At 60.1% G+C, this 19,567-nt stretch carries 33 protein-coding genes; 31 read left to right on the top strand and 2 right to left on the bottom strand.

What is annotated here, in order from left to right; translation table 11 throughout:
* Positions 1–59 precede the first annotated feature (59 nt).
* The 30 genes from rplC to dsbD all read left to right on the top strand — a co-directional run bounded on the left by rplC (position 60) and on the right by dsbD (position 16,504).
* The gene (rplC, locus tag NCS02_RS13055) at positions 60–719 is read left to right on the top strand and encodes a 50S ribosomal protein L3 (protein ID WP_008343843.1); all 660 of its coding nucleotides are present in this window, start codon (positions 60–62) and stop codon (positions 717–719) included.
* Positions 719–1,339 (top strand): 50S ribosomal protein L4, encoded by a 621-nt coding sequence (rplD, locus tag NCS02_RS13050; RefSeq protein ID WP_008343845.1) that lies wholly within the window; start codon positions 719–721, stop codon positions 1,337–1,339. Before rplC ends, rplD begins: the two co-directional genes overlap by 1 nt.
* Positions 1,336–1,650 (top strand): 50S ribosomal protein L23, encoded by a 315-nt coding sequence (gene rplW / locus NCS02_RS13045; protein ID WP_008343846.1) that lies wholly within the window; start codon positions 1,336–1,338, stop codon positions 1,648–1,650. Before rplD ends, rplW begins: the two co-directional genes overlap by 4 nt.
* Before the next feature lie 2 nt (positions 1,651–1,652).
* Positions 1,653–2,480: a 50S ribosomal protein L2 gene (gene rplB, locus NCS02_RS13040; protein ID WP_008343849.1), complete on the top strand. Its 828-nt coding sequence runs from the start codon at positions 1,653–1,655 to the stop codon at positions 2,478–2,480.
* A 10-nt stretch (positions 2,481–2,490) separates the two neighbouring features.
* Positions 2,491–2,766, top strand: coding sequence for a 30S ribosomal protein S19 (gene rpsS, locus NCS02_RS13035; RefSeq protein WP_008343850.1), 276 nt, complete (start codon positions 2,491–2,493; stop codon positions 2,764–2,766).
* A gap of 12 nt (positions 2,767–2,778) precedes the next feature.
* Entirely contained in the window at positions 2,779–3,108 is a 330-nt protein-coding gene (rplV, locus tag NCS02_RS13030) for a 50S ribosomal protein L22 (protein WP_007730533.1), read from the top strand.
* 10 nt (positions 3,109–3,118) lie between these two features.
* Entirely contained in the window at positions 3,119–3,913 is a 795-nt protein-coding gene (gene rpsC / locus NCS02_RS13025) for a 30S ribosomal protein S3 (protein WP_008343851.1), read from the top strand.
* 2 nt (positions 3,914–3,915) lie between these two features.
* Positions 3,916–4,332: a 50S ribosomal protein L16 gene (gene rplP / locus NCS02_RS13020; RefSeq protein ID WP_008343852.1), complete on the top strand. Its 417-nt coding sequence runs from the start codon at positions 3,916–3,918 to the stop codon at positions 4,330–4,332.
* Between the two features lie 10 nt (positions 4,333–4,342).
* On the top strand, positions 4,343–4,537 hold the full coding sequence (gene rpmC / locus NCS02_RS13015; RefSeq protein WP_008343853.1) for a 50S ribosomal protein L29: 195 nt from the start codon (positions 4,343–4,345) through the stop codon (positions 4,535–4,537).
* Positions 4,534–4,806 carry a 30S ribosomal protein S17 gene (gene rpsQ, locus NCS02_RS13010; protein WP_008343854.1) on the top strand — a complete coding sequence of 91 codons (273 nt, stop codon included), beginning with the start codon at positions 4,534–4,536 and terminating at the stop codon, positions 4,804–4,806. Before rpmC ends, rpsQ begins: the two co-directional genes overlap by 4 nt.
* A 302-nt stretch (positions 4,807–5,108) precedes the next feature.
* The gene (gene rplN / locus NCS02_RS13005) at positions 5,109–5,477 is read left to right on the top strand and encodes a 50S ribosomal protein L14 (protein WP_006998478.1); all 369 of its coding nucleotides are present in this window, start codon (positions 5,109–5,111) and stop codon (positions 5,475–5,477) included.
* A 9-nt stretch (positions 5,478–5,486) separates the two neighbouring features.
* Positions 5,487–5,795: a 50S ribosomal protein L24 gene (rplX, locus tag NCS02_RS13000; protein ID WP_008343860.1), complete on the top strand. Its 309-nt coding sequence runs from the start codon at positions 5,487–5,489 to the stop codon at positions 5,793–5,795.
* A gap of 14 nt (positions 5,796–5,809) precedes the next feature.
* On the top strand, positions 5,810–6,349 hold the full coding sequence (gene rplE / locus NCS02_RS12995; protein ID WP_008343862.1) for a 50S ribosomal protein L5: 540 nt from the start codon (positions 5,810–5,812) through the stop codon (positions 6,347–6,349).
* 7 nt (positions 6,350–6,356) lie between these two features.
* Complete coding sequence (gene rpsN / locus NCS02_RS12990) at positions 6,357–6,662, top strand: 30S ribosomal protein S14 (RefSeq protein ID WP_008343864.1); 306 nt, start codon at positions 6,357–6,359, stop codon at positions 6,660–6,662.
* A gap of 14 nt (positions 6,663–6,676) precedes the next feature.
* Positions 6,677–7,072 (top strand): 30S ribosomal protein S8, encoded by a 396-nt coding sequence (gene rpsH / locus NCS02_RS12985; RefSeq protein WP_008343866.1) that lies wholly within the window; start codon positions 6,677–6,679, stop codon positions 7,070–7,072.
* 18 nt (positions 7,073–7,090) lie between these two features.
* On the top strand, positions 7,091–7,621 hold the full coding sequence (rplF, locus tag NCS02_RS12980; protein ID WP_008343868.1) for a 50S ribosomal protein L6: 531 nt from the start codon (positions 7,091–7,093) through the stop codon (positions 7,619–7,621).
* Positions 7,622–7,633: 12 nt separating this feature from the next.
* Complete coding sequence (gene rplR, locus NCS02_RS12975; protein ID WP_008343872.1) at positions 7,634–7,999, top strand: 50S ribosomal protein L18; 366 nt, start codon at positions 7,634–7,636, stop codon at positions 7,997–7,999.
* 14 nt (positions 8,000–8,013) lie between these two features.
* Positions 8,014–8,532, top strand: coding sequence for a 30S ribosomal protein S5 (gene rpsE / locus NCS02_RS12970; RefSeq protein WP_008343875.1), 519 nt, complete (start codon positions 8,014–8,016; stop codon positions 8,530–8,532).
* A 10-nt stretch (positions 8,533–8,542) separates the two neighbouring features.
* Entirely contained in the window at positions 8,543–8,725 is a 183-nt protein-coding gene (gene rpmD, locus NCS02_RS12965; RefSeq protein ID WP_006400644.1) for a 50S ribosomal protein L30, read from the top strand.
* Between the two features lie 29 nt (positions 8,726–8,754).
* Positions 8,755–9,189: a 50S ribosomal protein L15 gene (gene rplO / locus NCS02_RS12960; protein WP_008343934.1), complete on the top strand. Its 435-nt coding sequence runs from the start codon at positions 8,755–8,757 to the stop codon at positions 9,187–9,189.
* Positions 9,190–9,230: 41 nt separating this feature from the next.
* Positions 9,231–10,577, top strand: a complete 1,347-nt coding sequence (secY, locus tag NCS02_RS12955) for a preprotein translocase subunit SecY (protein ID WP_008343935.1) — start codon at positions 9,231–9,233, stop codon at positions 10,575–10,577.
* A gap of 8 nt (positions 10,578–10,585) precedes the next feature.
* Complete coding sequence (infA, locus tag NCS02_RS12950; protein ID WP_004521905.1) at positions 10,586–10,804, top strand: translation initiation factor IF-1; 219 nt, start codon at positions 10,586–10,588, stop codon at positions 10,802–10,804.
* A gap of 20 nt (positions 10,805–10,824) precedes the next feature.
* Positions 10,825–10,941: a 50S ribosomal protein L36 gene (gene rpmJ, locus NCS02_RS12945; protein ID WP_004199844.1), complete on the top strand. Its 117-nt coding sequence runs from the start codon at positions 10,825–10,827 to the stop codon at positions 10,939–10,941.
* A 41-nt stretch (positions 10,942–10,982) separates the two neighbouring features.
* Positions 10,983–11,348 (top strand): 30S ribosomal protein S13, encoded by a 366-nt coding sequence (gene rpsM, locus NCS02_RS12940; RefSeq protein ID WP_008344037.1) that lies wholly within the window; start codon positions 10,983–10,985, stop codon positions 11,346–11,348.
* A gap of 28 nt (positions 11,349–11,376) precedes the next feature.
* On the top strand, positions 11,377–11,781 hold the full coding sequence (rpsK, locus tag NCS02_RS12935; RefSeq protein ID WP_006052224.1) for a 30S ribosomal protein S11: 405 nt from the start codon (positions 11,377–11,379) through the stop codon (positions 11,779–11,781).
* A gap of 160 nt (positions 11,782–11,941) precedes the next feature.
* Positions 11,942–12,565, top strand: a complete 624-nt coding sequence (rpsD, locus tag NCS02_RS12930; RefSeq protein WP_008344042.1) for a 30S ribosomal protein S4 — start codon at positions 11,942–11,944, stop codon at positions 12,563–12,565.
* 134 nt (positions 12,566–12,699) lie between these two features.
* Complete coding sequence (locus NCS02_RS12925) at positions 12,700–13,677, top strand: DNA-directed RNA polymerase subunit alpha (protein ID WP_008344045.1); 978 nt, start codon at positions 12,700–12,702, stop codon at positions 13,675–13,677.
* 138 nt (positions 13,678–13,815) lie between these two features.
* Positions 13,816–14,211, top strand: coding sequence for a 50S ribosomal protein L17 (gene rplQ / locus NCS02_RS12920; RefSeq protein WP_008344047.1), 396 nt, complete (start codon positions 13,816–13,818; stop codon positions 14,209–14,211).
* A 147-nt stretch (positions 14,212–14,358) separates the two neighbouring features.
* Positions 14,359–14,691: a divalent-cation tolerance protein CutA gene (gene cutA, locus NCS02_RS12915; protein WP_250459045.1), complete on the top strand. Its 333-nt coding sequence runs from the start codon at positions 14,359–14,361 to the stop codon at positions 14,689–14,691.
* Positions 14,684–16,504 (top strand): protein-disulfide reductase DsbD, encoded by a 1,821-nt coding sequence (gene dsbD, locus NCS02_RS12910; RefSeq protein WP_250523166.1) that lies wholly within the window; start codon positions 14,684–14,686, stop codon positions 16,502–16,504. The genes cutA and dsbD overlap by 8 nt, the downstream gene beginning before the upstream one ends.
* 36 nt (positions 16,505–16,540) lie before the next feature.
* Here the strand turns inward: dsbD and hemB are convergent, their stop codons facing one another.
* Positions 16,541–17,539 carry a porphobilinogen synthase gene (gene hemB / locus NCS02_RS12905; protein WP_250523165.1) on the bottom strand — a complete coding sequence of 333 codons (999 nt, stop codon included), beginning with the start codon at positions 17,537–17,539 and terminating at the stop codon, positions 16,541–16,543.
* A 254-nt stretch (positions 17,540–17,793) separates the two neighbouring features.
* Entirely contained in the window at positions 17,794–18,456 is a 663-nt protein-coding gene (yihA, locus tag NCS02_RS12900; protein ID WP_008344055.1) for a ribosome biogenesis GTP-binding protein YihA/YsxC, read from the bottom strand.
* Positions 18,457–18,757: 301 nt separating this feature from the next.
* Between yihA and NCS02_RS12895 the strand changes: the two genes are divergently transcribed.
* Complete coding sequence (locus tag NCS02_RS12895) at positions 18,758–19,432, top strand: c-type cytochrome (RefSeq protein WP_175983043.1); 675 nt, start codon at positions 18,758–18,760, stop codon at positions 19,430–19,432.
* The last annotated feature ends 135 nt before the right edge of the window (positions 19,433–19,567 follow it).

Here is a 19,567-nt window from a genome sequence, read left to right as displayed (position 1 = left end):
AACGAAGCCGGCATTTGTAAATCAGCCCCGACCAATCGCAGTTGGGAATGGAGAAAACGATGAGCCTTGGACTCGTAGGTCGCAAGGTTGGCATGACCCGTATCTTCACGCCTGAGGGGGATTCGATCCCCGTCACCGTGCTGGACGTGTCGGACAACCGCGTGACGCAGATCAAGACCGTTGAAACGGATGGTTATACCGCCGTTCAGGTTGCATTCGGTACTCGCCGCGCATCGCGCGTGACGAAGCCGTTGGCGGGCCACCTCGCCAAAGCCGGCGTTCAAGCCGGTGAAATCCTTAAGGAATTCCATATCGATGCGGCCAAGGCAGGTGAACTGTCGAATGGTGCCGTCGTCGGTACGGATATTTTCGAAGTCGGCCAGAAAGTTGACGTGCAAGGCACGTCGATCGGTAAGGGCTACGCCGGTACGATCAAGCGCTACAACTTCGCTTCGGGCCGCGCATCGCACGGTAACTCGCGTTCGCACAACGTTCCGGGTTCGATCGGTATGGCGCAGGATCCGGGCCGCGTGTTCCCGGGCAAGCGCATGACCGGTCACCTCGGTGACGAGACCGTCACGGTCCAGAATCTCGAAATCGCCCGCATCGACGCTGAGCGCAATCTGCTGCTCGTCCGCGGTGCTGTTCCGGGTGCGAAGGGCGGCAAGGTCTTCGTGACCCCGGCCGTCAAGACGCGTGCTGTGAAAGGAGCGAAATAATGGAACTTAAGCTCCTGAATGCCAATGGTCAGGAAGGCGCAGGCGTGAACGCATCGGACGTCGTGTTCGGTCGCGATTACAACGAAGCCCTGATTCACCAGGTCGTCGTCGCTTATCAGGCGAACGCACGTAGCGGCAACCGCGCGCAGAAGGACCGCGAGCAGGTCAAGCACACCACCAAGAAGCCGTGGCGTCAGAAAGGTACGGGCCGCGCTCGTGCCGGTATGTCGTCGAGCCCGTTGTGGCGCGGCGGTGGTCGTATCTTCCCGAATTCGCCGGAAGAAAACTTCTCGCACAAGGTCAACAAGAAGATGCATCGCGCGGGTCTCCGCTCGATTTTCTCGCAGTTGGCTCGCGAAGGCCGTATCGCCGTGGTCGAAGACTTCGTGCTCGAAGCCCCGAAGACCAAGCTGCTGGCCGAAAAATTCAAGGCAATGGGTCTCGACTCCGTGTTGGTCATCACCGATACGGTCGACGAAAACCTGTACCTCGCGTCGCGCAACCTGGCCCACGTGGCGGTTGTCGAGCCGCGTTACGCCGACCCGCTCTCGCTGATCTACTTCAAGAAGGTTCTGATCACGAAGGCTGCGGTCGCTCAGATCGAGGAGTTGCTGTCATGAGCGAGATTCGCAAAAACGATCATCGTTTGATGCAAGTTCTGCTCGCGCCGGTGATCTCCGAAAAGGCGACGCTGGTTGCCGACAAGAACGAACAAGTCGTGTTCGAAGTCGCGCCGGACGCCACGAAGCAGGAAGTCAAGGCTGCTGTCGAGCTGCTGTTCAAGGTCGAAGTCAATTCCGTCAACGTGCTCGTCACGAAGGGCAAGGCAAAGCGCTTTGGCCGCTTCAATGGCAAGCGCAAGGACGTGAAGAAGGCGTACGTCTGCCTGAAGCCCGGCCAGGAAATCAACTTTGAAGCGGAGGCCAAGTAATCATGGCAATCGTGAAAGTTAAGCCGACCTCGCCGGGTCGCCGCGCGATGGTCAAGATCGTCAACAAGGATCTGCACAAGGGCAAGCCGCACGCAGCGCTGCTCGACACGCAATCCAAGTCGGCGGGCCGTAACAACAACGGCCGTATCACCACGCGTCACCAAGGTGGTGGTCACAAGCAGCACTACCGTATCGTCGATTTCCGTCGCAACAAGGACGGCATTCCGGCAAAGGTCGAACGTCTCGAGTACGACCCGAACCGTAGCGCGAACATCGCGCTGGTTCTGTACGCAGACGGCGAGCGTCGCTACATCATCGCGCCGAAGGGCGTGGCGGTCGGCGCGCAACTGATGTCCGGTTCGGAAGCGCCGATCCGCGCAGGAAACGCTCTGCCGATCCGCAATATCCCGGTCGGTACCACGATCCACTGCATCGAAATGCTGCCGGGCAAGGGCGCGCAGATCGCGCGTTCGGCTGGTACGTCGGCAATGCTGCTGGCGCGCGAAGGCGTCTACGCTCAAGTGCGTCTGCGTTCGGGCGAAATCCGCCGCGTGCACGTCGAGTGCCGCGCAACGATCGGTGAAGTCGGCAACGAAGAGCACAGCCTCCGTCAAATCGGTAAGGCCGGTGCGAACCGCTGGCGCGGTATCCGTCCGACGGTGCGTGGTGTTGCAATGAACCCGGTCGATCACCCGCACGGCGGTGGTGAAGGTAAGACGGCTGCAGGTCGCGATCCGGTGAGCCCGTGGGGCACGCCGACGAAGGGTTATCGCACCCGCAGCAACAAGCGCACGACGACGATGATCGTCCAGCGCCGTCACAAGCGTTAAGGAGTAGGCAATGACACGTTCTGCTAAAAAAGGTCCGTTCTGCGACGCTCATTTGCTGAAGAAGGTTGAGGCGGCTGCATCGACGCGTGACAAGAAGCCGATCAAGACCTGGTCGCGTCGTTCGACGATTCTGCCGGACTTCATCGGTCTGACGATCGCTGTTCACAACGGTCGCCAACACGTTCCGGTGTACGTCACGGAAAACATGGTCGGCCACAAGCTTGGCGAGTTCGCACTGACCCGTACGTTCAAGGGTCACGCGGCCGACAAGAAGGCCAAGAAATAAGGGGCAATCAAGATGGAAGTGAAAGCAATTCATCGCGGTGCCCGCATCTCGGCGCAGAAAACGCGCCTTGTGGCTGACCAGATTCGTGGTTTGCCGGTCGACAAGGCGCTGAACGTCCTGACGTTCTCGCCGAAGAAGGCGGCGGGTATCGTCAAGAAGGTCGTGCTGTCTGCGATCGCGAATGCGGAACACAACGAAGGCGCCGACATCGACGAGCTCAAGATCACGAGCATCTACGTCGACAAGGCTGCTTCGCTGAAGCGTTTCACCGCACGCGCAAAGGGTCGTGGTAACCGCATCGAGAAGCAATCCTGTCACATCACTGTGACGGTCGGGAATTAAGGAGCCAACGATGGGACAGAAAATTCATCCGACTGGCTTCCGTTTGGCCGTCAGCCGCAATTGGGCTTCGCGCTGGTATGCGAACAACAACAATTTCGCGGCGATGTTGCAGGAAGACATCGGTGTTCGTGAATACCTGAAGAAGAAGCTGAAGAACGCTTCGGTTGGTCGCGTCGTCATCGAGCGTCCGGCGAAGAACGCGCGCATCACGATTTACAGCTCGCGTCCGGGCGTTGTCATCGGCAAGAAGGGCGAGGACATCGAATCGCTGAAGGCTGAACTGCAGAAGCGCATGGGCGTTCCGGTTCACGTCAACATCGAAGAGATTCGCAAGCCGGAAACGGACGCGCAACTGATCGCCGATTCCATCACGCAGCAGCTCGAGCGCCGGATCATGTTCCGCCGTGCGATGAAGCGCGCGATGCAAAACGCGATGCGTCTTGGTGCACAAGGCATCAAGATCATGAGCGCGGGTCGTCTGAACGGTATCGAAATCGCTCGTACCGAGTGGTATCGCGAAGGTCGCGTGCCCCTCCATACGCTGCGTGCGGATATCGACTACGCGACGTCCGAAGCGAAGACCACGTACGGCATCATCGGCGTGAAGGTGTGGGTCTACAAGGGCGATACCCTGGGCCGCAACGAAGCGCCGGTCGTGGAAGAAGTGGCGGAAGAAAAGCGTCCGCGCCGCAACGCACGTCCGGGTGGCGATCGCCGTCCGCGCCGTGACGGTGAAGGCGCTCCGGGCGGCGCGCGTCGTGGCGCACCCCGTCGCGCTGGCGGTGACGCGAAGACTGGAGAATAACGATGCTGCAACCGAAACGCAGAAAGTATCGCAAAGAGCAGAAAGGTCGTAACACCGGTAAGGCGACGCGCGGCAACGCGGTGTCGTTCGGTGAATACGGTCTGAAGGCTATCGGTCGCGGCCGTTTGACCGCGCGTCAAATCGAAGCGGCGCGTCGTGCAATGACGCGTCACATCAAGCGTGGCGGCCGGATCTGGATCCGTATCTTCCCGGACAAGCCGATTTCGCAAAAGCCGGCCGAAGTGCGTATGGGTAACGGTAAGGGTAACCCTGAGTACTACGTCGCTGAAATTCAACCGGGCAAGATGCTGTACGAAATGGACGGTGTCTCCGAAGAACTGGCGCGCGAAGCGTTCCGTCTGGCGGCAGCCAAGCTGCCGCTCAAGACGAACTTCGTGGTCCGTCAGCTCGGCGCCTAAGGAGTAAATGATGAAGGCAACTGAACTTCGCCAAAAAGACCAGGCCGCGCTCAACAAGGAGCTGTCGGATCTGCTCAAGGCGCAATTTGGCTTGCGTATGCAGCTCGCGACCCAGCAGCTCACGAACACGAGCCAGCTGAAGAAGGTCCGTCGCGACATCGCACGCGTGCGTACCGTCATGACCGAGAAGGCGAACCAGAAATGAACGATAGCGTAAAAACCTCGCTCAAGCGGACGCTGGTCGGCAAGGTCGTCAGCAACAAGATGGACAAGACGGTCACCGTGCTGGTCGAGCACCGCGTGAAGCATCCGATCTACGGCAAGTACGTCGTGCGTTCCAAGAAGTACCACGCGCATGACGACGCGAACACGTACAACGAAGGCGATCTCGTCGAAATCCAGGAAACTCGTCCGATTTCGAAGACGAAGGCCTGGGTTGTGTCGAAGCTGGTTGAAGCGGCTCGCGTGATCTAAAGCTGAAGTTGTAGTGCCGCGATGCTTTAAGTAGTTGTATCGCAGTAAGTTTCGCTTGCAAGACCGGGATTATTTGTTATAATCTCGGTCTTCCCTCTTTGTGGGAGCCCCGTCGCGGGCGAAATTGGTGGGGGAAGCCGGTTCGGGCGCTAGCCTGAGTCGACAGATTCACCGGATTGCGATGGCGGGTTTCGTCTGCCGTTGCTGCCTGTTCTAACCCAAGCAGCCATTTGGCTGACGGGACCAAGACTGACCGGCTGTGCCATGGTGGTGCAATCGGATTAAGTTGGGAAAGATAAACCATGATCCAGACCGAAACTCGGCTTGAAGTGGCCGACAACACGGGTGCGCGTGAAGTCATGTGCATCAAGGTGCTCGGCGGCTCGAAGCGTCGTTACGCAAGCATTGGCGACATCATCAAGGTGACCGTCAAGGAAGCGACGCCGCGCGGACGCGTGAAAAAGGGCGAAATCTACAACGCCGTGGTCGTTCGTACGGCCAAGGGCGTGCGTCGCCAGGATGGCTCGCTCATCAAGTTCGACGGCAATGCCGCCGTTCTGCTGAACACGAAGCTCGAGCCGATCGGCACGCGTATTTTCGGGCCGGTTACGCGTGAACTGCGTAGCGAACGATTCATGAAGATCGTTTCGCTCGCTCCGGAAGTGCTGTAAGGAGTCGCGATGAACAAGATTCGCAAGGGTGACGAAGTCATCGTCACCACCGGCAAGGACAAGGGCAAGCGCGGCACCGTGCTGGCCGTTGCGGACGACCGTGTCACCGTCGAGGGCATCAACCTCGTCAAGAAGCACGTGAAGCCGAACCCGATGAAGGGTACGACGGGCGGTGTGGAAGCCAAAACGATGCCGCTGCATATTTCGAACGTCGCATTGGTCGACGCGAATGGCAAGGCATCGCGTGTGGGCATCAAGGTCGAAGACGGCAAGAAGGTTCGCTTCTTGAAGTCGACTGGCGCCACACTTAACGCCTGACGCGGAGTTAAAAAATGGCTCGTCTGCAAGAGATTTACAAAGAAAAGGTTGTGCCGGAACTGGTTGAAAAGTTCGGCTACAAGTCGATTATGGAAGTGCCGCGCCTCACCAAGATCACCCTGAATATGGGGCTTGGCGAAGCCGTCGCTGACAAGAAGGTGCTTGAGCACGCCGTTGGTGACCTCACGAAGATCGCGGGCCAAAAGCCCGTCATCACCAAGTCGCGCAAGGCAATCGCTGGTTTCAAGATCCGCGAAGGCTACCCGATTGGCACGATGGTTACCCTGCGTGGCAATGCCATGTACGAATTCCTGGACCGTTTCGTGACGGTTGCGCTGCCTCGCGTGCGCGACTTCCGCGGTGTGTCGGGCAAGGCGTTCGACGGCCGTGGTAACTACAACATCGGTGTGAAAGAGCAAATCATTTTCCCCGAAATCGACTACGACAAGATCGACGCGCTGCGTGGGCTGAACATCAGCATCACGACCACCGCGAAGACCGACGAAGAAGCAAAGGCATTGCTCGCCGGCTTCAAGTTCCCGTTCAGAAACTGAGGTTACCGTGGCTAAACTGGCACTGATCGAACGTGAAAAGAAGCGCGCGCGCCTGGCAGCCAAGTACGCTCCGAAGCGTGCTGAGCTGAAGGCTGTGATCGACGACGCAAGCAAGTCGGACGAAGAGCGTTACCTCGCGCGTCTGGCACTGCAACAACTGCCGCGTAACTCGAACCCCACTCGCAAGCGTAACCGCTGCGCGATCACGGGTCGTCCGCGTGGCACGTTCCGCAAGTTCGGACTCGCACGCGGCAAGATTCGTGAAATCGCTTTCCGCGGCGAAATCCCTGGCCTGACCAAGGCGAGCTGGTAATAGGAGAAACATAAATGAGCATGAGTGATCCTATCGCCGATATGCTGACTCGCATCCGCAATGCGCAGATGGTCGAGAAGGTTTCGGTGACTATGCCCTCGTCGAAAGTCAAGGTTGCGATTGCGCAGGTTTTGAAGGACGAAGGTTATATCGACGACTTCGCAGTCAAGTCGGAAGGTGCGAAGACGGAATTGAACATCGCGTTGAAGTACTACGCTGGCCGTCCGGTTATCGAGCGCCTCGAGCGCGTATCGAAGCCCGGTCTGCGCGTGTACCGCGGTCGCAATGACATCCCGACCGTGATGAACGGCCTGGGCGTTGCAATCGTGTCGACGCCGAAGGGTGTGATGACCGACCGCAAGGCGCGCCAGAACGGCGTCGGTGGCGAAGTCATCTGCTACGTCGCTTAACGCCTAAGGAGAAGAAACATGTCTCGAGTAGGTAAAAGCCCGATCGCGCTGCAAGGCGCGGAAGTGGCCATCAAGAGCGACGTCATCACCGTGAAGGGTCCGCTCGGCACGATCTCGCAACCGGTCAACAAGCTGGTTGCCGTGACGAACGAAGACGGCACGTTGAAGCTGGCTCCGACGGATGAAAGCCGCGAAGCGAACGCGATGTCCGGCACGATGCGCGCCCTCCTGGCGAACATGGTGCAAGGCGTCACCAAGGGTTTCGAGCGCAAGCTGACGCTGGTTGGCGTCGGTTATCGTGCGCAAGCGCAAGGCGACAAGCTGAACCTGTCGCTGGGTTTCTCGCACCCCGTGGTGCACCAGATGCCGGAAGGCGTCAAGGCTGAAACCCCGTCGCAGACCGAAATCGTGATCAAGGGGATCGACAAGCAGAAAGTCGGACAGACCGCAGCAGAAGTGCGCGGCTATCGTCCGCCCGAGCCGTACAAGGGCAAGGGCGTGCGCTATTCCGACGAGGTCGTGATCCTCAAAGAAACGAAGAAGAAGTAAGGGTGCGCAATCATGGATAAGACTCAATCTCGCCTGCGCCGCGCTCGTCAGACGCGTATCAAGATCGCTGAGCTGCAGGTTCCGCGTCTGGCCGTGCATCGCACGAATACGCATATCTACGCGCAAGTGTTCTCGGCATGCGGCACGAAGGTCGTGGCAAGCGCCTCGACGCTGGAAGCTGAAGTGCGCGCTGAACTGGCCGACAAGTCGGGCAAGGGCGGCAACGTCAACGCCGCGACCTTGATCGGCAAGCGTATCGCCGAAAAGGCCAAGGCTGCCGGCATCGAATCCGTCGCCTTTGACCGCTCGGGTTTCCGCTACCACGGCCGCGTGAAGGCGCTGGCTGATGCGGCGCGTGAAGCCGGGCTCAAGTTCTAAGGGAAGAATTCGTCATGGCAAAGATGCAAGCGAAAGTTCAGGCTGACGAACGCGACGACGGCCTGCGCGAAAAGATGATTTCGGTCAACCGCGTGACCAAGGTTGTGAAGGGTGGCCGTATTCTCGGCTTCGCCGCACTGACCGTGGTTGGCGACGGTGACGGCCGGATCGGCATGGGCAAGGGCAAGGCCAAGGAAGTTCCGGTTGCCGTTCAAAAGGCAATGGAGCAGGCCCGCCGCAACATGTTCAAGGTGCCCCTGAAGAACGGCACGCTGCAACACGAAGTGCACGGCAAGCACGGCGCATCGGCGGTTCTCCTCGCTCCGGCGAAGGACGGTACCGGCGTGATCGCTGGCGGCCCGATGCGCGCAGTGTTCGACGTGATGGGCGTTCAAAACGTTGTGGCCAAGAGCCACGGTTCGACGAACCCGTACAACCTCGTTCGTGCGACGCTGGACGGCCTGCGCAAGCAGTCGACCCCGGCAGACATCGCTGCGAAGCGTGGTAAGTCCGTCGAAGACATTCTGGGCTAAGGTGGTCACCATGTCTGAAAAAACTGTCAAGGTTCAGCTCGTCAAGAGCCTGATCGGGACCCGCGAATCGCACCGCGCAACGGTGCGTGGCCTCGGCCTGCGTCGCCTGAACTCGGTTTCCGAGCTGCAGGACACGCCGGCAGTGCGCGGGATGATCAACAAGGTCTCGTACCTCGTTAAGGTCATCGCCTAAGCGCGACCTACGGATCCAAGGAGTTGAACATGGAATTGAATAACCTGAAGCCGGCGGAAGGCGCGAAGCACGCTAAGCGTCGCGTCGGTCGCGGTATCGGTTCGGGCCTCGGCAAGACCGCTGGCCGCGGCCACAAGGGTCAGAAATCGCGTTCGGGCGGCTTTCACAAGGTCGGCTTCGAAGGCGGTCAGATGCCTCTGCAGCGTCGCCTGCCGAAGCGCGGCTTCACCTCGCTGACGAAGGAATTCGTCGGTGAAGTGCGCCTGGCTGATCTCGAGAAGCTGCCGGTCGACGAAATCGATCTGTTGGCGTTGAAGCAAGCGGGTCTGGTCGGCGAGCTCATCAAGAGCGCGAAGATCATCAAGACCGGCGAGATCACGCGCAAGGTCACGGTGAAGGGCCTGACGGCAACGAAGGGCGCCCGTGAGGCAATCGAAGCCGCTGGCGGCTCTTTCGCCGAGTAACGCGCTTTCGCCGTTACTAGCACTAGCATCGGAGAAGGTACTTGGCTAACAGCCCGAGTCTCGCAAAAACCGGTCGAAGCGCGGCGAAATTCGGCGATCTGCGCCGGCGTGCAGTGTTCCTGCTGCTTGCGCTGATCGTCTACCGCATTGGGGCGCATATTCCGGTGCCCGGCATCGATCCGGATCAACTGGCGAAGCTGTTCCAGAGCCAGTCGGGCGGCATCCTTGGCATGTTCAACATGTTCTCGGGTGGCGCACTGTCGCGGTTCACGATCTTTGCGCTGGGCATCATGCCCTACATTTCGGCGTCGATCATCATGCAGTTGCTGTCGATCGTGTCGCCGCAGATGGAGGCGCTGAAGAAGGAAGGGCAGGCGGGACAACGTAAGATCACGCAGTACACGCGTATCTTCACGGTGGTTCTGGCGACCTTCCAGGCGTTCGGTATCGCGGTCGCGCTGGAAAACCAGCCGGCTCTGGTGCTGGACCCCGGCATGGTGTTCCGGCTGACGACGGTCGTCACGCTCGTGACGGGCACGATGTTCCTGATGTGGCTCGGTGAGCAGATCACGGAGCGCGGTCTCGGCAACGGCATCTCGATCATCATCTTCGGTGGTATCGCAGCGGGTTTCCCGAACGCGATCGGTGGTCTGTTCGAACTGGTTCGCACCGGTTCGATGAGCATCATCTCGGCGATCATCATCGTGGTCTTGATCGCGGCGGTCACGTATCTGGTCGTGTTCATCGAACGCGGTCAGCGCAAGATCCTCGTGAACTATGCGAAGCGCCAGGTCGGTAACAAGATTTACGGCGGACAGTCGTCTCATCTGCCGCTGAAGTTGAACATGTCGGGTGTGATTCCGCCGATCTTCGCGTCGTCGATCATCCTCTTCCCGGCAACCATCCTGAACTGGTTCAGTTCGGGTACGCGCACCAACTGGTTCGCGAACACGCTGCACAACGTGGCCGAGGCGTTGAAGCCCGGTCAACCCGTGTACGTGCTGCTGTATGCGTTGGCGATCGTCTTCTTCTGCTTCTTCTACACCGCATTGGTGTTCAACAGCCGGGAGACCGCCGACAACTTGAAGAAGAGCGGTGCTTTCGTTCCGGGTATCCGTCCGGGCGATCAGACTGCACGATATATCGACCGCATCCTCACGCGTCTTACGCTGGCTGGTGCGATCTACATCGTATTCGTGTGCCTGCTGCCTGAGTTTCTGGTGTTGCGCTGGAACGTGCCGTTTTATTTTGGTGGAACGTCGCTGCTGATCATTGTCGTCGTCACGATGGACTTCATGGCTCAGGTGCAGTCGTACGTTATGTCGCAACAATATGAATCGCTGCTCAAGAAGGCAAACTTCAAGGGTGGCAACGTCCCGATGCGTTAATAAGGACTATGGCCAAAGACGATGTTATCCAGATGCAGGGTGAGGTCATCGAAAACCTTCCCAACGCTACTTTCCGGGTGAAATTGGAAAATGGCCATGTCGTCCTGGGACATATTTCCGGAAAGATGCGGATGCACTACATCCGCATCCTGCCGGGCGACAAGGTTACGGTTGAATTGACGCCTTACGATCTGTCTCGTGCACGGATCGTGTTCCGGGCGAAGTGATTTGAAAAAAGGGTAATATCATGAAAGTGATGGCATCGGTTAAGCGCATTTGCCGCAATTGCAAGATCATCAAGCGCAAGGGCGTTGTGCGCGTGATTTGCAGCTCTGATCCGCGCCACAAACAGCGTCAAGGCTGAACGCCGCGCTTTTGCTTGCGCTTTTTGTTTGAGGAAAAACAATGGCTCGTATCGCAGGGGTTAACATCCCGAATCACCAGCATACCGAGATCGGCCTGACGGCAATCTTCGGCATCGGCCGCACGCGTTCGCGTGGCATCTGCACCGCTGCTGGCGTGGAATTTTCGAAGAAGGTCAAAGACCTTACCGACGCAGACCTCGAAAAGCTGCGTGACGAAGTGGGCAAGTTCATCGTCGAAGGCGATCTGCGCCGTGAAGTGACGATGAACATCAAGCGCCTGATGGACTTGGGTTGCTACCGCGGCATGCGCCATCGCAAGGGCCTGCCCCTGCGTGGCCAGCGTACGCGCACGAATGCCCGTACGCGCAAGGGTCCGCGTCGTGCAGCGCAATCGCTGAAGAAGTAAGCGGAACTGACAGTTACAGGAAAACGTAATGGCTAAGGCTTCGAACAACTCCGCGGCGCAACGCGTTCGCAAGAAGGTCAAGAAGAACGTCGCCGAGGGCGTGGTTCACGTTCACGCGTCGTTCAACAACACCATTATCACGATCACCGACCGTCAAGGTAACGCGCTGGCATGGGCGACCTCGGGTGGTCAGGGCTTCAAGGGCTCGCGTAAGTCGACGCCCTTCGCAGCTCAGGTCGCAGCCGAATCGGCTGGTCGCGTGGCAATGGAATACGGCGTGAAGAACCTCGAAGTGCGGATCAAGGGCCCCGGTCCTGGCCGCGAATCGGCGGTGCGCGCGTTGCATGGTCTTGGCATCAAGATCACCGCGATCTCCGACGTGACGCCGGTCCCGCACAACGGCTGCCGTCCGCCGAAGCGCCGTCGTATCTAATACGTCGACGCAACCGCATGTTGCCTGTCGATGCGCGAGTATCGGCGGGTTTCGTGCGTTAGTAAGTTTTGACTAAGCCCACCGTTCGGCCCAAAGGGTTCGGACTAGCGCAGACTGAAGTTCAACGGAAGTTTGCGTGATCAATATTTAAGGATGCAACGTGGCACGCTATACCGGTCCCAAAGCAAAGCTGTCCCGCCGTGAAGGCACTGATCTGTTCCTGAAGAGCGCACGCCGCTCCCTCGCCGACAAGTGCAAGCTCGACAGCAAGCCCGGCCAGCACGGCCGCACCTCGGGCGCGCGTACGTCCGACTACGGTACCCAGTTGCGCGAAAAGCAGAAAGTGAAGCGTATCTACGGTGTGCTGGAGCGTCAGTTCCGCCGCTACTTCGCTGAAGCCGACCGCCGCAAGGGCCCGACGGGCGAAAACCTGCTGCAATTGCTCGAGTCGCGTCTCGACAACGTCGTGTATCGCATGGGCTTCGGCTCGACGCGCGCTGAAGCACGTCAGCTCGTGAGCCACAAGGCGATCATGGTGAACGGCCAAGTCGCGAACATCCCGTCGCTGCAAGTGAAGTCGGGCGACGTCGTGTCCGTGCGCGAGCAGTCGCGCAAGCAGGCTCGTATCGTCGAAGCTCTCTCGCTGGCGCAGCAAGGCGGCATGCCGAGCTGGGTGTCGGTCGACGAGAAGAAGTTCGAAGGCACGTTCAAGTCGATGCCCGAGCGTAGCGACATCGCCGGCGACATCAACGAAAGCCTGATCGTCGAATTGTATTCGCGTTAATCGCGGCGGTAATGGATGGACAGCCGGGGAGCCTGATTGCTCGTGGCAAGAGGTGGCCTCGGCTGTTTATTTTCAGGTTGTCACCGGTCAGCCTTATCGGTGTAACGAGCCGAGGGTATTGAAAAGGAAAACCTATGCAAACCAGTTTGTTGAAGCCCAAGATCATTGCAGTTGAATCGCTTGGTGAGAACCATGCGAAAGTGGTTATGGAGCCGTTCGAACGCGGCTATGGCCACACCTTGGGTAACGCGCTTCGGCGCGTGCTGCTGTCGTCGATGATCGGCTACGCGCCGACCGAAGTGACGATCGCAGGCGTCGTGCACGAATACTCGACGCTCGATGGTGTGCAAGAGGATGTGGTCAACCTGCTGTTGAACCTGAAGGGTGTCGTCTTCAAGCTGCACAACCGCGACGAAGTCACGGTGACGCTGCGCAAGGAAGGCGAAGGCGTTGTCACGGCCGGCGATATCGAACTCGCGCACGACTGCGAGGTCATCAATCCGGAACACGTGATCGCTCACCTGTCGAAGGGCGGCAAGCTCGACGTTCAGATCAAGATCGAAAAGGGCCGCGGCTACGTGCCGGGCAACGTGCGTCGCTATGGCGAAGAGTCGGCCAAGATCATCGGCCGCATCGTGCTGGACGCGTCGTTCTCGCCGGTTCGCCGCGTGAGCTACGCCGTCGAAAGCGCACGTGTCGAACAGCGCACCGACCTCGACAAGCTCGTGATGAACATCGAGACCAACGGCGTGATTTCGCCGGAAGAAGCGATCCGCCAGTCGGCTCGCATTCTGGTCGATCAGTTGTCGGTGTTCGCCGCACTGGAAGGCACGGAAGCGGCAGCAGAAGCACCGTCGCGCGCACCGCAGATCGACCCGATCTTGCTGCGTCCGGTGGACGATCTCGAACTCACGGTTCGCTCGGCGAACTGCCTGAAGGCCGAGAACATCTACTACATCGGCGACCTGATCCAGCGCACGGAAAACGAGCTGCTGAAGACGCCGAACCTCGGCCGCAAGTCGCTGAACGAAATCAAGGAAGTGCTGGCGTCGCGCGGTCTGACGCTCGGTATGAAGCTCGAAAACTGGCCGCCGGCCGGGTTGGACAAGTAATACCAAACGCAGTCGCGTAACTTGGCAAAGACGCGGATTTTGCTTTAAAATCCGCGTCTTGCTTTTACCTGACCGGCCCGTGCACCCAAATTAGGGTGCAATAGAAGAGCTGGACCAAAACTCGTTAAAGGAACTGAAATGCGTCATAAGCATGGTCTGCGGAAACTGAACCGCACGAGCAGCCATCGTCTGGCAATGCTCCGCAATATGTCGAACTCGCTGATCGAGCACGAAGTCATCAAGACGACGCTGCCGAAGGCCAAGGAACTGCGCAAGGTCGTCGAGCCCCTCATCACGCTGGGCAAGAAGCCGTCGCTCGCGAACCGTCGTCTGGCGTTCAACCGCCTGCGCGATCGTGATTCCGTCGCGAAGCTCTTCGACGTCCTCGGCCCGCGCTACGCGAACCGCCCGGGCGGCTACCTGAGCATCCTGAAGTTCGGTTTCCGCGTCGGCGATAACGCCCCGATGGCGCTGGTCCAACTGATGGATCGCCCGGAAGTCGAAGAGACGGAAGAAGTGCAAGAAGCGGAATAAATCCCGTTTTCGGTTGTTACCAGAAAGGCCAGGCTTAGAGCTTGGCCTTTTTGCTTTCTGGCTGCGACATTTCAGCGCGCCGAGGCGTAAAAGTGAGTGTCAGCCGCCGATGCTACGATACGCAATTAACCTCTCGGAGCACGCCGAGTGAACGTCCCCGTCGTTTTGATGCTGTCCACGCTGCCCGACGCCGCCGCAGCCGATGCGCTCGCGCATGCGGCGCTGGACGCGCGGCTCGCGGCGTGCGTGACGAATCTCGGCGCCGTGTCGTCGCAATATCACTGGAAGGGCGTGCTGGAGTCGTCGCAGGAAGTGCAGTTGTTGTTCAAGACGAGCGTCGCGCGCAGCGCAGAATTGCAGCGCTTCGTCGAGGCTCGACATCCGTATGAAACGCCCGAAATCCTCGTCTGGCAGGTCGATGCATCGCCGGGATACGGCCAGTGGGTCAACGCAGAAACGCAGCGTCCTCTTCATGTTTGAGTTTTCTCGCCTTGTCACGCGGCGACTTTTCGGCGCGTTTCTCTTCCTGGCGGCGTTCGCGCTGCTGTCGGGCGCCGCGCGCGCAGCCGACGATTTCCTCGACCCCGACGTCGCGTTCAAATTCAGCGCATCCGAAAAGCCGGGCGAAGTGGACGTGCGCTACAAGATCGCCGACGGCTACTACATGTACCGTGAGCGTTTCGCGTTCGCGGTGAAGAGCGGCGACGCGACCATCGGCGCGGCGCAACTTCCGGCGGGCAAAGTTCATTTCGATCAGACATTCAACAAGGACGTCGAGACGTATCGCGGCGAACTGATCATCCGTATTCCGGTGACGAAAGCGAACGGGCCGTTCGAGCTCGCGGTGACGTCGCAGGGTTGCGCGGATGGCGGCATCTGCTATCCGCCGATGGAGAAGGCCTATCGTGTGCGCGGCGACGCGCTCCAGCCCGCGGGCGCGGCACCGACCGCGACGACGAGCGCAAACACCGGCGACACCTGGTTCGAGCGCGCGACCAGCGCCGACTACGCGCAATCGATGCTCGAGGGCGGCGGATTCTTCACAGTCGTCGGACTCTATTTCCTTGCCGGCATGGTACTGAGCCTCCTGCCATGCTCGTATCCGATGATCCCGATTCTGTCCGCGATCATCGTCGGCGAAGGCGCGCGTGTGACGCGTTCGCGCGGATTCGCATTGTCGGTTTCGTACGTGATCGGCATGGCGCTCGTCTATACCGCGCTCGGCGTCGCTGCCGCGTTGATCGGACAAAGCCTCGGCGCGTGGCTGCAGAACCCGTGGGTGCTCGGCGCGTTCGGCCTGCTGCTCGCGGCGTTCGCCATCGCGTTGATCTCGGGCGTCGATATCGCGCTGCCCGCGCGCTGGCAAGCGGGCGTCAACGAAGCATCGCAGAAGCGCAGCGGCGGCAAGTTCGCGGCAGTCGCGGCGATGGGCGCGCTGTCCGCGCTCGTGGTCGGCGCGTGCATGACTGCGCCACTTTTCGCAGTGCTCGCGTTCATCGCGCACACCGGCAACGCTGCGCTCGGCGGCGCCGCGCTCTTCGCAATGGGCATCGGACTGGGCGTGCCGCTGCTCGTCATCGGGCTCGGCGCGGGTTCGGTTCTGCCGCGCGCCGGTGCGTGGATGGACGGCGTGAAGGTCTTCTTCGGCGTCGTGCTGCTCGCGGCCGCGCTGTGGATCGTCTGGCCGGTCATCGGCGGCGTTGCGCAGATGCTGCTCGCGGCGCTATGGCTGCTGATCGCGGCGGCATCGCTCGGATTGTTCTCGTCGGGCGCGGCGGCGCCTGTCGGTGTGTGGAAGCGGCTCGGGCGCGGGCTCGGAGCGGCATTCGCGATCTGGGCGGCGACGCTGCTCGTCGGATTGGCGGCGGGTTCGACAGATCCGCTGCGCCCGCTCGCCGTGCTGGCTTCCCGCAGCGAGCCGTCGGCGAATGCGCAATCGCAGGGCCTGATCTTCGCGCCGGTGCGTTCATCGGCGGAACTGGACTCGGCGGTGAAAGCGGCGACGCGTCCCGCGATGCTCGATTTCTACGCGGACTGGTGCGTGTCGTGCAAGGAAATGGAGAAGCTGACTTTCTCCGACGCCCGTGTGCAAGCGCGCCTCGCGCAACTGAATCTTCTGCGCGCGGACGTGACCGCCAACAACACGAACGATCAAATTCTCCTCAAGCGCTTCAAGCTTTTCGGGCCGCCGGGAATCATCTTCTTCGATGCGCAGGGCAACGAAGTCGCGCGCGTGGTCGGGTATGAATCGGCGGATACGTTCCTGAAGAGTCTCGATAAACTGAACGGATAAAAAAAGGGCGATGCACTCGCATCGCCCTTTTGGCGCTTACACGGAAGCGCGAATGATCCGCGCCGCATCCAGCGCGAAGTACGTCAGCACGCCGTCCGCGCCCGCGCGCTTGAACGCGAGCAGCGCTTCCATCATGACCTTGTCGTGATCGATCCAGCCGTTCTGCGCGGCCGCCTTGATCATCGCGTACTCGCCGCTCACCTGGTACGCGTACGTCGGGAAGCGGAACTCGTCCTTCACGCGCCGCACGATGTCGAGGTACGGCATGCCCGGCTTGACCATCACCATGTCCGCGCCTTCCTCGATGTCCATGCGCACTTCGCGCATCGCTTCGTCGGAGTTGGCCGGGTCCATCTGATACGTCATCTTGTTGCTCTTGCCGAGATTCGCTGCGGAACCGACGGCGTCACGGAACGGGCCGTAGAACGCCGACGCGTACTTCGCCGCATACGCCATGATGCGCGTGTGGATGTGGCTTTCGCTTTCGAGCATCTCGCGGATCGCGCCGATGCGCCCGTCCATCATGTCCGACGGCGCGACGATATCCACGCCCGCTTCAGCTTGGGTGCGCGCCTGCTCGACGAGAATTTCGCTCGTTTCGTCGTTCTTCACGTAGCCTTCTTCGTCGAGCACGCCGTCCTGGCCGTGGCTCGTGTACGGATCGAGCGCGACGTCGGTCAGCACGCCGAGCATCGGGAAGTTCTTCTTCAGCTCGCGCACGGCGCGCGGAATGAGACCGTCCGGATTCGTGGCTTCGCGGCCATCGGGCGTCTTGATCGACGGTTCGATCGCCGGGAACAGCGACAGCACCGGCACGCCAAGTTCGACGCATTGCTCGGCGACTTTCATCAGCAAATCGACGGACGTGCGCTCGACGCCGGGCATCGACGGCACGGCCTGCCGCACATTCGTACCTTCGACGATGAACACGGGATAGATGAGCTCGTTCGTCGTGAGGATGTTTTCGCGCATCAGACGGCGCGAGAAGTCATCGCGGCGCATCCGGCGCGGGCGATGGTGAGGATGGAAGCTCATATTTCGACTCGAATTTGGGTGGTCTTCAGGGGAGGTCGAAAACGTGTTCCGAGACGCCTAAACCCTTGCCGAACAAGCACTTGGCTGCGTCTGAAACCGCTTTGAGACAATGGTATATCATACCGATCGAGCGAGGCGCTTGCCGCCGGACTCCCCGCTTCTCCTCCCTGAGCGGGTGCCTGTCGTTATTCGATTAGGCTATTAACCCGCCGTTATGCGGCGGGTTTTTTTATGCCGGCGCGCACGCGCCGCGCTCACTCGGCTGCGTCTTCTGACGCGTTTTCGCCGGCTTCTTCCGGTATCAGCCAGCTTTCGATCTGTTCATGCGCCTCGTCGATGCCCGTCCGTTTGAGCGCCGAAAAGAGCTGCGCCGTAAGTTCGCCGCGATAGCCCGCGTCTTTATATTCGGCGAAGGATTTCTTGGTCGCACGCAGAGCGTTCGTCATCTCCTGTCGCGTCAATTTGTCGCATTTGGTGAGCAGCGCGTGAATCGGTTTTCCGGTCGGCGCGAACCAGTCGATCATGATGCGATCGAGGTCGGTGAGCGGCCGGCGCGAATCCATCATCAGGATCATGCCGCACAGTTGCGCGCGGCTTTGCAGGTACGTCGAAAGCAGCCGCTGCCAATGTTCCTTCGCGGCGCCCGGCACTTCGGCGTAACCGTATCCGGGAAGGTCGACGAGATAGCCGACCGGCGCGGCTTCCGGACCGACGGAGAAGTAATTGATATGCTGCGTGCGCCCCGGCGTTTTACTCGCGAAAGCAAGCCGCTTCTGATTGCAGAGGATGTTGATCGCCGTCGATTTACCGGCGTTCGAGCGCCCCGCAAATGCGATTTCGGGTTGCGGCGTCGGCGGCAGATCGCGCAGATGGTTGACGGTGGTGAAGAAGCGGGATTGATGAAGCAGGAATGACATGGGCGGGTCCAATCGAAAGCGCTGCGAAAACCGAAGCCTTGAGAACCCGGCAAATACTGGGCATGCCCCGACTGGCGTCTTTGCGTATAGCGGGTTATTGTACAATACGACGGATTTTTAAAGATCAGCGGGCACGCAAGACCCAAGCCGCAGGCGGCACCCACAAGGAGCGAGACAGTTTTCAGAGGCGTACTTTTGGGCCTCTTCGTTCAGCGAGTTCGGGTATCTTGCGGCGATGATCGGTCGCCGTCGTTTTTTGCAGAACCTCACATTCTCACAAGACGAAAAACAGGGTACGCGAATGAACCGACTGTACAGGTCTCTGGTGGTGATTCGGGCAGCGGCGGCTTTCGGTGCAGGTTTGAGTGGTCTGGCGGTATCGATGTCAGTGAGTGCGGCGGAGCCCGCGCAACCGGCCAAGCCGGATGTGACGCGAGGCCAGGCTATCGCGACTCAGGTGTGCGCGGCGTGTCACGCGGCAGACGGCAACAGCGCCGGCGCGGCATTTCCGCGGCTCGCGGGGCAGCACGCCGAGTACATCGTCAAGCAGTTGAAGGATTACAAGACGCAGCCGGGTGCAAAGGCACCGGCGCGCAACAATCCGATCATGGCGGGCATCGCGGGCGCGCTATCGGATCAGGACATGGTGAACGTCGCGGCGTACTTCGCGTCGCAGAAGGCAAAGCCCAATTACGCGCGCGACAAGAACGACGTCGCGTTGGGCCAGAAGATCTACCGCGGCGGCATCGCGGACAAGGGCGTGCCGGCGTGTGCGGCGTGCCACGGCGCGACGGGCATGGGCATTCCGGTGCAGTATCCGCGGCTGTCGTGGCAGTGGGGCGATTACACAGTGGCGCAGTTGAACGCCTTCGCATCGGGACAACGCAACAACAGCGAGCCGATGCACCAGATTTCCTCGCGCCTGAACGAAGCGGAGATGAAGGCGGTCGCCGACTACATCGCCGGTTTGCATTGAACGCATAGCAGTCAGCGTCCAGCGGTTCTCCATGCAGAGACGGAGAATCGCCCATACTACGAAGCCGGTCCCGGACTATCCGAGAAGACCGGCGCGAAAACAAGAAAAGGGTGGGACGTCGGTCGACAAAGACCG

This window comes from Caballeronia sp. NCF2 (assembly GCF_023631205.1).
GTDB lineage: Bacteria > Pseudomonadota > Gammaproteobacteria > Burkholderiales > Burkholderiaceae > Caballeronia > Caballeronia zhejiangensis.
This window is presented reverse-complemented; position numbering and strand designations above follow the sequence as displayed.

Coding starts and splice junctions, on each gene's coding strand:
- rplC (WP_008343843.1), top strand. CDS start 60: ATGAGCCTTGGACTCGTAGGTCGCAAGGTTGGCATGACCCGTATCTTC.
- rplD (WP_008343845.1), top strand. CDS start 719: ATGGAACTTAAGCTCCTGAATGCCAATGGTCAGGAAGGCGCAGGCGTG.
- rplW (WP_008343846.1), top strand. CDS start 1,336: ATGAGCGAGATTCGCAAAAACGATCATCGTTTGATGCAAGTTCTGCTC.
- rplB (WP_008343849.1), top strand. CDS start 1,653: ATGGCAATCGTGAAAGTTAAGCCGACCTCGCCGGGTCGCCGCGCGATG.
- rpsS (WP_008343850.1), top strand. CDS start 2,491: ATGACACGTTCTGCTAAAAAAGGTCCGTTCTGCGACGCTCATTTGCTG.
- rplV (WP_007730533.1), top strand. CDS start 2,779: ATGGAAGTGAAAGCAATTCATCGCGGTGCCCGCATCTCGGCGCAGAAA.
- rpsC (WP_008343851.1), top strand. CDS start 3,119: ATGGGACAGAAAATTCATCCGACTGGCTTCCGTTTGGCCGTCAGCCGC.
- rplP (WP_008343852.1), top strand. CDS start 3,916: ATGCTGCAACCGAAACGCAGAAAGTATCGCAAAGAGCAGAAAGGTCGT.
- rpmC (WP_008343853.1), top strand. CDS start 4,343: ATGAAGGCAACTGAACTTCGCCAAAAAGACCAGGCCGCGCTCAACAAG.
- rpsQ (WP_008343854.1), top strand. CDS start 4,534: ATGAACGATAGCGTAAAAACCTCGCTCAAGCGGACGCTGGTCGGCAAG.
- rplN (WP_006998478.1), top strand. CDS start 5,109: ATGATCCAGACCGAAACTCGGCTTGAAGTGGCCGACAACACGGGTGCG.
- rplX (WP_008343860.1), top strand. CDS start 5,487: ATGAACAAGATTCGCAAGGGTGACGAAGTCATCGTCACCACCGGCAAG.
- rplE (WP_008343862.1), top strand. CDS start 5,810: ATGGCTCGTCTGCAAGAGATTTACAAAGAAAAGGTTGTGCCGGAACTG.
- rpsH (WP_008343866.1), top strand. CDS start 6,677: ATGAGCATGAGTGATCCTATCGCCGATATGCTGACTCGCATCCGCAAT.
- rplF (WP_008343868.1), top strand. CDS start 7,091: ATGTCTCGAGTAGGTAAAAGCCCGATCGCGCTGCAAGGCGCGGAAGTG.
- rplR (WP_008343872.1), top strand. CDS start 7,634: ATGGATAAGACTCAATCTCGCCTGCGCCGCGCTCGTCAGACGCGTATC.
- rpsE (WP_008343875.1), top strand. CDS start 8,014: ATGGCAAAGATGCAAGCGAAAGTTCAGGCTGACGAACGCGACGACGGC.
- rpmD (WP_006400644.1), top strand. CDS start 8,543: ATGTCTGAAAAAACTGTCAAGGTTCAGCTCGTCAAGAGCCTGATCGGG.
- rplO (WP_008343934.1), top strand. CDS start 8,755: ATGGAATTGAATAACCTGAAGCCGGCGGAAGGCGCGAAGCACGCTAAG.
- infA (WP_004521905.1), top strand. CDS start 10,586: ATGGCCAAAGACGATGTTATCCAGATGCAGGGTGAGGTCATCGAAAAC.
- rpmJ (WP_004199844.1), top strand. CDS start 10,825: ATGAAAGTGATGGCATCGGTTAAGCGCATTTGCCGCAATTGCAAGATC.
- rpsM (WP_008344037.1), top strand. CDS start 10,983: ATGGCTCGTATCGCAGGGGTTAACATCCCGAATCACCAGCATACCGAG.
- rpsK (WP_006052224.1), top strand. CDS start 11,377: ATGGCTAAGGCTTCGAACAACTCCGCGGCGCAACGCGTTCGCAAGAAG.
- NCS02_RS12925 (WP_008344045.1), top strand. CDS start 12,700: ATGCAAACCAGTTTGTTGAAGCCCAAGATCATTGCAGTTGAATCGCTT.
- rplQ (WP_008344047.1), top strand. CDS start 13,816: ATGCGTCATAAGCATGGTCTGCGGAAACTGAACCGCACGAGCAGCCAT.
- dsbD (WP_250523166.1), top strand. CDS start 14,684: ATGTTTGAGTTTTCTCGCCTTGTCACGCGGCGACTTTTCGGCGCGTTT.
- hemB (WP_250523165.1), bottom strand. CDS start 17,539: ATGAGCTTCCATCCTCACCATCGCCCGCGCCGGATGCGCCGCGATGAC.
- yihA (WP_008344055.1), bottom strand. CDS start 18,456: ATGTCATTCCTGCTTCATCAATCCCGCTTCTTCACCACCGTCAACCAT.
- NCS02_RS12895 (WP_175983043.1), top strand. CDS start 18,758: ATGAACCGACTGTACAGGTCTCTGGTGGTGATTCGGGCAGCGGCGGCT.